Raw genomic sequence first — 11,782 nt, forward strand, 5'->3', positions numbered from 1 at the left:
GGACAGGCGACAGAACGCATATCCTGGCCAATCGGCCGGTATCCCGGCGCTCACATCATGCGCGCGGTCAGGTCGCCCATGACCCAGATCGTGCCGCCCACCATCAGGACCAGGATCAGGATCGTGAAGAAGATCAGTTGCAGGTCTTCCCACGCCTGGCCATGAAGACGGATATGCAGGAACCAGTGCAGCTGCGCGACCGCCTGAAGGATGCCGGCCACGGCAATGGTCGTCCAGGCGGCCCAGTCCGGCAGGACATCGGACACCACGGCAAGAACCGCGATCACCGTCAGGACGACGCTGGCGATGCCGCCCCTGAGATAGGATGACCGCTCGTCGGCGCGGCTTTCCATCTGGCCGCCCGACTCGTCGATCTTGTCCATGTGGCTCATATCATCGCTCCCAGGTAGACGACGGACAGGATGCCGATCCAGACGATGTCCAGGAAATGCCAGTAGATCGACAGGCGCAGCAGGCCGCCGGTGGTGACCCAGTCGAACCCGCGAATCCGGACCTGTGCCGCCGCCACGGCGATCCACAGGCACCCGATGGCGACATGCAGCGCATGCAGCGGGACCAGTAGCCAGTAGGCGGACAGGAACGCGCTGCGCGACGGGCCCGCGCCGTTTTCCAGGTGCCCCAGCAGCGAATGCGTGGAACTGAAGAGGAACCCCGCCCCCAGCAGGAAGGTCACCGCCAGCCACAGCGTTGTGCGGCGCTTGTCGGCCCGGTGCTTCGTTTCCAGCAAGGCGAACCCGATGGTGACGCTGGAGGCCAGCAGCAGGGTGGTCTCGATCAGCGGTCCGCGCAGGTGGAACAGCTCGGCGGCGCTGGGGCCGTCCGCGACCTGCGGCAGCATGACGACATAGGTGGCGAAGACGCAGCCGAAGATGAGCAGATCGCTCATCATGAAGATCCAGAAGCCGAAGACGAGGGCCTCGACCTCGCCCGATCCGGGATCGTGTTCGTGGCCGAGCTTCAGGCCGGGGTGACGTGCCTGGCTCATTCCGGAACCCCCGCTTCGCTTTGGGGGCGGCCCCAGTTGCCCGGCGCGACCTCGAGCTCGCGCGGCGCGCTCGGGGCCTCGCGCACGGCCTTGAGCCAGCGCAGGTGCTCCTCGCGGACGACGTCCGCCGGGATGGTGCGCTCCCGGTCGATGACGAAGCTGCGGGCGACAAGCGCCCCCACGACGACGAGAAGCGACAGGATCACGAGCCACCACATGTGCCAGACCAATCCGAACGTCAGGGTGAAGCTGGAGAAGAACAGGATGGGCGCCAGCCAGGAATTGGCGGGCAGCTCGATATCCTCCCATTGATCGGGGATCTGGTAGGCATGACCGGCCCGCTTCTCTTCCCAGAATGCGTCACGCGCGAAGACCTCGGGACCGACGGCGAAGTTGTAGACCGGCGGCGGCGACGAGATCGACCATTCCAGCGTGCGTCCATCCCACGGATCGCCCGCGTAGACGTTCAGCGCGTCACGGTTGCGGATGCTGACGTAAAGCTGCCAGAACATCGCGCCAAGCGCGGCCAGCACGACCAGCGCCCCCAGCATGGCGACCACGGTATAGGGCGTATAGGCCGCTTCGGAATAGGCGACCGACCGGCGCGGCAGGCCCAGCAGACCCACGGCGTAAAGCGGGAAGAACGCCAGCATGAACCCAACGATCCAAAGCGATGCCCCCAGCTTGCCCCACCAGTCGTCCAGCATGAAGCCGAAGGCCTTGGGGAACCAGAAACTGTAGGCGCCCAGCATCCCGAACAGCGTGCCCGGGATCACCATGTTATGGAAATGCGCCACCAGGAAGACCGAGTTGTGGACCTGGTAATCGATGGTCGGGTTGGCCAGCAGGATGCCGGATGCGCCGCCGATGACGAACAGCATGACGAAGCCCAGCGCGTAGACCATGGGCGTCGTGATCCGCACACGCCCGCGATACATGGTCAGCAGCCAGTCGTAGATCTTCACGCCGGTGGGCACACCCACGAGCATCGTGGCGATGCCGAAGACCGCGTTCATGCCGGCGCTCTGCCCCATGGTGAAGAAATGGTGCACCCAGACCAGGAACGAGATCACGGCGATGGACAGCGTCGCCCAGACCAGCGTCCGGTAGGCATAGAGCGTCTTGCCCGAGAAGGTGGCAAAGACCTCGGACCAGACACCGAAGGCGGGCAGGACCAGGATGTAGACCTCGGGATGGCCGAACAGCCAGAAAAGGTTCGCGTACAGCATCGGAATGCCGCCGGCATCGGTCGTGAAGAAGTGGAAGTCCAGGTAGCGGTCCAGCGCGAGCATGGCGGTCGCCACCGTCAGCGGCGGCAGCGCGAAGATCATCAGGATCGCGGTGGTGACCGAGGCCCAGACGAACATCGGCATCTTCCAGAAATCCATGCCGGGACAGCGCTTCTTGTAGACGGTGCAGGCCACGTTGATGCCGGTCAGCGTGGTGCCCAGGCCCGACAGCGTCACCGCCCAGATCCAGTAATTGGGTCCCACGTCGGGGCTGTATTCCTTGCCCGTGAACGGCGGATAGCCGGTCCAGCCGCCGATCGAGAACGGCAGGAACAGCAGCGACGCCATCACCAGCATCGCGCCCGACGCCGTCAGCGCCAGCCCGATTGCGTTGGTGACCGGGAACGACATGTCCCGCGCCCCGATCTGGAGCGGCAAGACGTAGTTGATGACCCCCGACAGGAACGGCATCGCCACGAAGAAGATCATGATCGTGCCGTGGGTCGTGAAAAGCTCGCCGAAATGGTCCGCCGACAGGAACCCCCCGTCGAAGCCCACGGCCTGGTTGGCCCGCATGAAATTGGCCTCGACCACGCCGCGCAGCATCATCACGAACGACAGGACGATGTACATGATGCCGATCTTCTTGTGATCGACGGTGGTCAGCCAATCGAACCAGACCGTGCGCCAGAGCCGGAAATAGGTCAGCAGCGCCAGCACGGCGATCGCCGCGAGCACGAGAATGGCGGCGACCCCGGTCGCGATCGCGCCGTTGACGATGTTTTCCGGCGTCGGGTTCTGGACCATCTTCCAGAACGGAAGCGCCTCGAGCGTCATGCGTCCCGTCAGGGCGTCGATGAAATCGGTCAGGCTCATCGGGCGGGATCCGCGGCCTGGCCTGTCGCGGTCGCGACGGGTCCGTCCGCCGGGCCGGCTTCGACGGACGCGTCTCGCCGATCGCGGCTGCGCCAGTCGGGGTCGCGGTCCATGGGTCCGACGATGCCGGAAAAGAGATCCCCGGGCACGTCGCGGAAGGCGGCGCCGGTATCATCGCCCTCGGTCATCTCTTGCAGCGTCGATCTTTCGGCGATGCGGTCGTGGACTGCGTCGCTCCACGGACGGGCGTCGGTCGACGTCGTGTCGAGCCAGGCGGAAAAGGCGGTCTCCGGCAGGGCCCGGGCGACGAATTGCTGCCGGTGGAAGCCGTGGCCGTTGTATTGCGTGTTGCGCCCGCGGAACACGCCGGGACGGTCCGCGGCGAGGTGCAGTTTCGAAATCATCCCTTCCATCGCGTAGACCTGCCCCCCGAGAACGGGGATGTGGAAGGATTGCATGACTGTCTCCGAGGTGAGTTCCAGGTTCAGCGGGCGGCCCTCGGGGAACACCAGTTCGTCCAGGGTGGCGATGCCGTGGTCGGGGTAGATGAACAGCCATTTCCAGTCGTAGCCCACAATCTGGACCCGCACCGGCTCACCGTCGATGGGCAGCGGCTCGAACGGATCCAGGGCCGTGGTGTTCTGCCAGAGGAAATAGCTCAGGATCGTGACGATCACGATCGGCCCGCCCCAAATCGCGGCTTCCCAAATCCACGAGAAATGCCAATCCGGCGTATATGTGGAATTTCCGCTGAAACGATATCGATATGCGATTAATGGGGTCAGGACCAGAATCGGCCCCACCACCAGGCCCATCAAAGCGACGATGCGCCAGAAATGCACGCGCTGCTGCTGGGCGACATAGCCTTCGGGATCGAGGAAATTCACATCGGGGCTGTCCATGCACCCGGCGAGCAGCCCCAGGGAAAATATCGCAATAACAATGCGATGCCCGCTGGACGGTCGACGCATCCGTGCCGGAATTTCGGAAAGTACTGTCATCACCCGGCCGTCTTCATTGCTGTTGCCGAAAGCGCGGGCCGGCAATGGGTTCCGTCGGTTTTCAGAATTGCCGATGAATTTCGGAACCGTTGGGAACCGCCATGTCTTTCCCTTGCAAGTGCGCCGAAACGTCGCGCTCCCGGCATCGGAAGGGGACCGCACCATGACATCCGAGAAAGACAATGATCGCAATGGCCTGACCCGAAGGTCGCTGTTGATGGCCGGGGCGGCCGCGCCCGCGCTGGCGGCCTCGGGACCCGCGCGGGCCGAAGCGCCGACCGAGATCACCGATCATCGGCAAGTCCGGTTGCAGGACACGCCGCATATCCGCGCCTACTACGACAGCGCCAAGGGCTGAAAGACGAGACCACCATGCTGAAGCGCAAGACCACCGCCCGCCCGACCCGCAAGGTTCCCCCTTCCGTCGACACGTCGGGCATAGATCGGCGGGGGTTCCTGCGCGGCGCCGGCCTGACCATCGGCGGGCTGGCGGCCTCGGGGACGCCCGCGGGGCTGGTGCAGGCGCAGGACCAGTCCACGCCGGCGCCGACGGGACGCACCTACCACAAGACCATCTGCCAGTTCTGCTCGGTCGGGTGTTCCATGTGGGCCGAGGTCGAGAATGGCGCGTGGCTGGGCCAGGAGCCGTCTTTCGAAAGCCCGATCAACCAGGGCACCCACTGCGCCAAGGGTGCGGCGATGCGCGAGGTCAGCCTGGGCGAGCGGCGGCTCAAGTATCCCATGAAGAAAGAGGGCGGCGAATGGGTCCGGATCTCGTGGGAGCAGGCGATCTCCGAGATCTCCGAGCGCCTCATGTCGATCCGCGACGAGTACGGGCCCGACAGCGCCTACTGGCTGGGGTCGGCCAAGTTCTCGAACGAGCAGAGCTACCTGTTCCGCAAGTTCGCCGCCTACTGGGGCACCAACAACGTCGATCACCAGGCGCGCATCTGCCACTCGACCACCGTGGCCGGCGTGGCGAACACGTTGGGCTACGGCGCGATGACCAACACCTTCAACGACATCCGCAAGTCGAAATCGATCTTCATCATCGGCGGCAACCCGGCCGAAGCCCACCCCGTTTCGCTGCTGCACCTGCTGAACGCGAAGGAAAACGGCGCGAAGATGATCGTGGTCGATCCGCGCTTCACCCGCACCGCGGCCCACGCCCACGAATACGTCCGCATCCGTCCCGGATCGGACGTGGCCCTTCTGATGGGCCTGGTGCGCGAGGTGCTGGCGAACGGCTGGGAGGCGAAGGAATACATCGACCAGCGCGTCTACGGCTTGGAAGAAGTCCGCGCCGAGGCCGACAAGTGGACGCCCGAGGAAGTCGAGCGCGTCACCGACATCCCCGCCGAACAGCTTCGCAACCTTGCGCGCACGTTGGCCGAGAACCGGCCCGGAACACTGATCTGGTGCATGGGCCTGACGCAGCACTCGATCGGGTCGTCCATGACCCGCGCGGCGACGATCCTGCAGCTTGTCCTTGGCAACATGGGCGTCTCGGGCGGGGGCGCGAACATCTTCCGCGGCCACGACAATGTGCAGGGCGCGACCGACCTCGGCGTCGCCTGCGACACGCTTCCGGCCTATTACGGCCTGGAACAGGGCGCCTGGAAGCACTGGTCGCGGGTCTGGGGCGAAAGCTACGACTGGCTGCAATCCCGCTTCGTGGACCGGGAGCTGATGGAGCGTCCCGGCATGCCGCTGTCGCGCTACATGGACGCGATCACCGAGGACCCCGAAGCGCTTGACCAGCCGCACCCGGTCAAGGCGATGATCTTCTGGGGCCACGCCGCCAACTCGATCACGCGCGGGGCCGACCAGCGCAAGGCGCTGGATACCGCCGAACTGCTTTGCGTCATCGATCCGCACCCGACGCAGGTGGCCATCATGTCGGAAAAGACCGACGGGCTTTACCTGCTTCCCGCCGCGACCACCGCCGAGATGCACGGCTCGGTCACGAACTCGTCCCGCTCGGTGCAGTGGCGCGACAAGGTGTTCGAACCGCTGTGGGAGTCGAAGACCGACTACGAGATCACCTACCTGCTGGCCCGCGCCCTGGGCTTCGAGGCCCGCATGTTCCGCAACATCGCGGTCGAGGGGACCGAGCCCGTGGCCGAGGACATCCTGCGCGAGTTGAACAAGGGCACCTGGACCATCGGCTACACCGGCCAGTCGCCCGAACGGCTGAAGCTTCACATGAAGCACCAGGAGAAGTTCGACAGCATCACCCTGCTCGGCAAGGAAGAACCGGTCAAGGGCGAGTACTACTGCCTGCCCTGGCCCGCCTGGGGCACGCCCGAGCAAAGTCATTGCGGCACGCCCCTGCTCTACGACACCTCGAAACCCGTGAGCGAAGGCGGCCTGCCCTTCCGCGCGCGCTGGGGCGTTGAACACGAGGGTGCGAACCTGCTGGCCGAGGATAGCTTCACCGTCGGGTCCGAGATCCGCGACGGCTATCCCGAAGGCACGGTTGGCATGCTCGACGCGCTTGGCTGGGCGTCGGAACTGACCTCGCGCGAAAAGCTCGTCATCGCGGCGGTCGGGGCCGACCGGTTCTCGCTCCGGCTGCTCGACATGCCCGAGGACGAGGCACAGACCGCCTTCCGCGACCTCGAGCGCGAAGCCGAAAGACTGGCACGCCAGGGCGAAAACCCGATCCGCGCCTTCGACGCCCTGTCCGGCGGATCCGAGAGCGGCCAGATCGAGGAGGCCTGGCAGGCCGGCGGCGGTAACAGCTCGAACAGCGAGGATCGTGCGCCGGTCCCGGAACGCTTCCCCGACTATCCCGAGAACGCCCTGACCGCGATCGAGGCCTACCTGGAAAACAACCCGGGCAGCGACCCAGAGGGCGAGTTGAGCCTGCAGGACAAGATCGCCCGGGTGAACTGGAAGACCGACCTTTCGGGCGGGATCCAGCGCGTGATGCTGGCGCACGGCCTGGCCCCCTACGGCAACGGCAAGGCGCGCATGGTCGCCTGGAATTTCCCCGACGCGGTGCCGCTGCATCGCGAGCCTCTCTACACCACCCGCCGCGACCTTCTTCCGGAATACGCGACCTACCCGGATCGGCGAAAATGGCGTGTGCCGATGCTGTTCGAGTCGATCCAGGAAGTGAACCACGCCGACGAGTTCCCGCTGATCCTGACCTCCGGCCGCCTGGTCGAGTACGAGGGCGGCGGCGACGAGACGCGGTCGAACAAGTGGCTGGCCGAGTTCCAGCAGCAGATGTTCGCCGAGATCAATCCCGCGGACGCCGAGGCGGCGGGCATCGAGGACGGACAGTTCGTCTGGATCGAGAACCCGCTGGGCGCGATCCGCGTGGCGGCCCTCGTGACCCGCCGCGTCGGCTCGGGGACGGTGTTCCTGCCATTCCACTTCGCCGGCATGTGGATGGGCGAGGACCTGACCGGGAACTATCCCGAAGGTGCGGCCCCCTACGTCTCGGGCGAAGCGGCGAACACGATCTGGAACTACGGATACGACGTCGTGACACAGATGCAGGAAACCAAGTGCTCCCTGTGCCGCATCCGACCAACCGGAGAAATGGCAATATGGCCCGACTGAAATTCCTTTGCGACACCGACCGGTGCATCGAGTGCAATGCCTGCGCGACGGTCTGCAAGAACGAACACGAAGTGCCCTGGGGCATGGTGCGTCGCCGCGTCGTGACCATCGGCGACGGTGAGCCCGGCGAGAAGTCGGTGGCGATCTCGTGCATGCACTGCACCGACGCGCCTTGCGTGGCGGTCTGCCCCGTCTCGACCCTTTACCAGACCGATATCGGCGTGGTGCTGCATGACAAGGATACCTGCATCGGCTGCGGCTATTGCTACTACGCCTGTCCGTTCGGTGCGCCGCAGTTCCCCAAGTCCACGCTGTTCGGATCGCGTGGCACGATGGACAAGTGCACCTATTGCGCCGGGGGCCCGGAAGAGAACGGATCCGAGGAGGAATACCGCAAGTACGGCTCGAACCGGATCGCCGAGGGCAAGCTGCCGATCTGCGCCGAGGTCTGTTCCACCCGCGCGCTGCTGGCCGGCGACGCCGAGGTCGTGGGCGAGATCTTCAAGGAGCGCGTGATCTCGCGCGGCTACGGATCCGGCGCCTGGGGCTGGAAGACGGCATACTATCCCGAGGAGCGGTCATGAGCGTCTACGAGAGCGAACCGGTCCGCGTGCGCGGGCAGGACTTCACGGGCTACCGTATCGCGGGCGCGATCGCGGCCGTGCTGCTGATAATCGCGCTGGCGGTGCAGGTCTGGATGCTGTTCGACGGCTTCAACCGGACCTCCCCCGAGGTGCGATGGGGCGTCAATGCCGAGGAAAACGGCGGCAGCGCCCTGGCATCGCAGCTCTTGCAGAACCGCACGCGCCTGCAGAACGAACGCTTCCTGACCGGCCCGTCGCCCGACGGCCCCGGTGAGACATTCAAGATCGGGCCCGAGGTGCTGCTGGACAGTGTCGAGATGGACGACCCGGAAAGCATCCTGACCGAAAGCTGGCGTATTCCCAGCGACGAGACCGCGGCCATCCTGCGCCAGTCGGACCGTGTCATCGGCGTCTCGTCCCTGCCCTACGTGAACGCCAACCTGTTCGAGCGTCCCTTCGCCCGTGACTGGCGGTTCGGCCTGGCCGACGTGGCGACGCATATCGGGGCCTTCGCGATCCTCGGGTTTTCCCTGATGCTCGCCCTGCTCCTGGCGATCCGCGGGCGGGTGCCCATCGCGGAGGGCAAGTCCGGCAAGAAGGTCAAGCGTTTCAACATCGTCGAACGCGCGACCCACTGGATGACGTCGGCGTCCTTCATCCTGCTGGCATTGACCGGCATCTCCATCGCCTACGGCGACACCCTGATCCGTCCCTTCGGCCACGATGTCCTGGGGGCGGTCGGTTGGCTGGCGACCTGGGGGCATGCGCTTTTCGTGACGCCCTTCGTCCTGGGGCTGGCGATCATGTTCGTCATGTGGGTGAGCAAGAACATTCCCTCGAAACTCGACATTGCCTGGCTGAAGCGCGGTGGCGGGTTCTTCAGCGACACGCCCGATCATCCGTCGGCCCGCAAGTTCAACGCGGGCCAGAAGCTCATCTTCTGGTCGGCGATCCTCGGCGGTGGCGCGATGATCGTGACCGGCTTCTTTCTGCTGTTCCCGTTCTACTTCCTCGGGCTCGAGGCGATGAGCTGGATGATGCTGCTGCACGCGGTCTTCGCCGTGCTGCTGATCGCGATCTTCATCGGTCACATCTATATCGGCAGCGTCGGCATGCAGGGCGCCTTCTGGGCCATGTGGAACGGCGAGGTCGACCGCAACTGGGCCCGGGAACACCACGACCTGTGGCTCGACGAGGTCGAAGGGAGGGCTTCGAAATGATCGGCTTCCTGTCCGGAACGACAATCGCGGCGGTCCTGGCGGTCGGGACCTACATCGCCATGACGACCTTTTCCGTCACCTCGATCGAGAGGGTGAACAACCCGTCCCTGAACGTGGGCGATCTCGACTACCGGTACACGAGCTCGCACTGATCACGCGTCGCCGCGTCCGCCGACACGGCGGTCGCGGCCGTTTTTCCGTCACCACCGCCCGGCCACGGGTCCTTGTCAAACCGCAGCAGGCCCCTCGCTGGCCGGCGCGCGGGATGATGGCGTTGTAACGGATCAGGCGGAACGCTCGGACTGCTGATCGCGCGTCTCGTTCCTGTCCTGCCCGCCATCGGACGGCGTCTCGCCCGACTGCCGCGCATCATCGACCTCCAGCTCGCCGCGCATCCGCGGCAGGGCTTGCGGATACGCATCGCGCAGCCATTCGAGCATCTTTTCACGCACCTCGCAGCGAAGGTCCCACACCCGGGGCGAGGTGCGCGCGGTCATCAGGGCGCGGATCTTGACGCTTTTCTCGCCGGTCTCGACGACTTGCAGGTTGGCAACATCGTGGTCCCAGAGGCTGCTTTCTTCCAGGAACTCGTTCAGCTTGTCGCGCATCCTCTGCACCGGCACGGTGTAGTCGAGGTTCCATGTCACGGCCCCGATCACCTGCGCGCTTTCCCGGGTCCAGTTCTGGAAGGGCTGCTCGATGAAATAGGACAGCGGCACGACCATGCGGCGCCTGTCCCAGACCCGCACCACGACGAAGGTGGCGAAGATCTCCTCGACCCAGCCCCACTCGCCCTCGACGATCACCACATCCTCGAGGCGGATCGGCTGCGTGATCGCGATCTGGATGCCGGCGATCAGATTGGTGAGAACCGGCCGCGCCGCGAGACCCAGGACCAGACCGGCCGCGCCGGCGGATGCGAAAAGGCTGACACCGTATTCCCGAACCCCCTCGAAGGTCAGCAGCGCGGCGCCCGCGGTCACCAGGACGATGATGATATTCGTTGTCCGCTTCAGCAGGCGCAGCTGGGTCACATGCTTGCGCGCCCCGAGGTTGTCGTCGACGTCGAGGTTGAAGCGGCGCGTGGACCGGTCTGCGAAATGATTGGTCAGCACGATCAGCAGCCAACCGACCAGGACGATCAGTAGGACCAGCGCCGCGTGTTCGATCACGTCTTCCACTTGCCGGTCCAGGTTGGTGCGCGGCACGGTAAAGATCAGCGAGGCCAGGACGAAGGCGACGCTGAGCGGCCGGCGGGCCCGCCGCAAAAGCGAGCGTGTCATGCCGAACCGCTTCTCGATGCGCGCCAGCAGCACCCGGTACAACAGCGCGTGTAGCAATAGTGCCGCGCAGGCCGCGAGCGACAGGACGATCAGGGCGCTGACACCGTCGGTCAGATGCAGGGCCCACTGCTCCGGCAAGGCCGATGTCAGAGTTTCGCTGAGATCGAAATCCATCGAAATGCTCCTGCAAAGTCGCTGTCCCCTGACCGGTTCATCGTGACGGGCGGGTTCGCGACGAAAGGTCTTGACGCGGGCGATGAACGCGCCGCCCGCGTGAACCTCCCGGCCGCAGGCCGGGCATCACGCGTCGGCGCGGCACTCGTTTACCAGAACCACCAGATCATCCCGCCCATGCAAAGAATCAGGAGGACCGAAAGCAGCGTCCGGTCCAGGTAGATCGGGCTTTCCAGGCGAAACAATTCCTCCCGGGCCTCGCCGGAGTTCCAGACCAGGTCCGTGGTGTTTTCTTCAGGCGACTGACGGGTGGCCGCCGAAATCCCCAGGTGAAGCCCGATCGCGATCAGCATCATGATCGACGACATCACCGTGTAATGGATCTCGGGCAGCCCGAGATTGGACCAGATGTTGTAAACCTCTTTCGTGATGAAGATCGGAATTCCGACGACGAGCCCGAACAGGATCGTCCAGAACGTGAAATGCCCCCTCTGAAGTGGTCCGCCCACTGGGATAGAATGATCCCGTCATGGAGAGGACCAGAGAATGGCTGGGAAGCGAGAGAAGCCCGAAGACATCGTTCTGAAGCTGCGGCAGGTTGAGGTGCTGCAAGGCCAAGGGCTGTCGGTCGGTGATGCGGTGCGCCAGGTCGGCATCACGCAGCAGAGCTACTACCGGTGGCGCAGGCAGTATGGCGGCATGAGCCGCGATCAGCTGAAGCGACTCAAGGAGCTCGAGACAGAGAACCAGCGGCTCCGGCGTGCTGTCTCCGACCTGACCCTCGACAAGATGATCCTGAGCGAGGCCGCCCGGGGAAACTTCTGAGCCCCTCGCGT

Annotated in this window: 11 protein-coding genes and 1 pseudogene; 6 read left to right on the forward strand and 6 right to left on the reverse strand. The window is 65.0% G+C overall.

The features are described 5' to 3' along the window. Nucleotides 1–50: 50 nt before the first annotated feature. The 4 genes from BUB76_RS02800 to BUB76_RS02815 are packed head-to-tail and all read right to left on the reverse strand — an operon-like array spanning nt 51 to nt 4,112. Entirely contained in the window at nt 51–392 is a 342-nt protein-coding gene (locus tag BUB76_RS02800; protein WP_073126420.1) for a cytochrome o ubiquinol oxidase subunit IV, read from the reverse strand. Further along, nucleotides 389–1,006 (reverse strand): cytochrome c oxidase subunit 3, encoded by a 618-nt coding sequence (locus tag BUB76_RS02805; protein WP_073126423.1) that lies wholly within the window; start codon nt 1,004–1,006, stop codon nt 389–391. Before BUB76_RS02805 ends, BUB76_RS02800 begins: the two co-directional genes overlap by 4 nt. Beyond that, nucleotides 1,003–3,111, reverse strand: a complete 2,109-nt coding sequence (locus BUB76_RS02810) for a cbb3-type cytochrome c oxidase subunit I (protein WP_073126426.1) — start codon at nt 3,109–3,111, stop codon at nt 1,003–1,005. The genes BUB76_RS02805 and BUB76_RS02810 overlap by 4 nt, the downstream gene beginning before the upstream one ends. Further along, a complete protein-coding gene (locus BUB76_RS02815; protein ID WP_175550255.1) occupies nt 3,108–4,112 on the reverse strand; it encodes a cytochrome ubiquinol oxidase subunit II family protein in 1,005 nt (334 codons plus the stop codon). The genes BUB76_RS02810 and BUB76_RS02815 overlap by 4 nt, the downstream gene beginning before the upstream one ends. Before the next feature lie 163 nt (nt 4,113–4,275). On the opposite strand from BUB76_RS02815, the gene BUB76_RS02820 reads away from it, so the two are divergent. From BUB76_RS02820 to BUB76_RS17860, 5 genes are read left to right on the forward strand one after another with little or no spacing between them, the layout of a single operon-like run. After that, nucleotides 4,276–4,470, forward strand: a complete 195-nt coding sequence (locus BUB76_RS02820) for a hypothetical protein (RefSeq protein ID WP_073126431.1) — start codon at nt 4,276–4,278, stop codon at nt 4,468–4,470. Nucleotides 4,471–4,484: 14 nt separating this feature from the next. Continuing rightward, entirely contained in the window at nt 4,485–7,685 is a 3,201-nt protein-coding gene (locus BUB76_RS02825; protein ID WP_073126433.1) for a formate dehydrogenase subunit alpha, read from the forward strand. Further along, nucleotides 7,673–8,269: a formate dehydrogenase FDH3 subunit beta gene (gene fdh3B / locus BUB76_RS02830; RefSeq protein WP_073126436.1), complete on the forward strand. Its 597-nt coding sequence runs from the start codon at nt 7,673–7,675 to the stop codon at nt 8,267–8,269. The genes BUB76_RS02825 and fdh3B overlap by 13 nt, the downstream gene beginning before the upstream one ends. Next, nucleotides 8,266–9,489 carry a formate dehydrogenase subunit gamma gene (locus tag BUB76_RS02835; RefSeq protein WP_073126438.1) on the forward strand — a complete coding sequence of 408 codons (1,224 nt, stop codon included), beginning with the start codon at nt 8,266–8,268 and terminating at the stop codon, nt 9,487–9,489. Before fdh3B ends, BUB76_RS02835 begins: the two co-directional genes overlap by 4 nt. Continuing rightward, nucleotides 9,486–9,641: a hypothetical protein gene (locus BUB76_RS17860; RefSeq protein ID WP_175550256.1), complete on the forward strand. Its 156-nt coding sequence runs from the start codon at nt 9,486–9,488 to the stop codon at nt 9,639–9,641. The genes BUB76_RS02835 and BUB76_RS17860 overlap by 4 nt, the downstream gene beginning before the upstream one ends. A 132-nt stretch (nt 9,642–9,773) precedes the next feature. Here the strand turns inward: BUB76_RS17860 and BUB76_RS02840 are convergent, their stop codons facing one another. Both BUB76_RS02840 and BUB76_RS02845 read right to left on the reverse strand, forming a co-directional pair. Then, nucleotides 9,774–10,946 (reverse strand): mechanosensitive ion channel family protein, encoded by a 1,173-nt coding sequence (locus BUB76_RS02840; protein WP_084140504.1) that lies wholly within the window; start codon nt 10,944–10,946, stop codon nt 9,774–9,776. 149 nt (nt 10,947–11,095) lie between these two features. Continuing rightward, entirely contained in the window at nt 11,096–11,455 is a 360-nt protein-coding gene (locus tag BUB76_RS02845) for an SLC5/6 family protein (RefSeq protein WP_073126440.1), read from the reverse strand. Between the two features lie 37 nt (nt 11,456–11,492). Here BUB76_RS02845 and BUB76_RS02850 point away from each other — a divergent pair. After that, nucleotides 11,493–11,782, forward strand: a pseudogene (locus BUB76_RS02850) (transposase); the annotation flags it as partial.

The organism is Palleronia salina (assembly GCF_900141995.1).
GTDB classification, from domain to species: Bacteria; Pseudomonadota; Alphaproteobacteria; order Rhodobacterales; family Rhodobacteraceae; genus Palleronia; species Palleronia salina.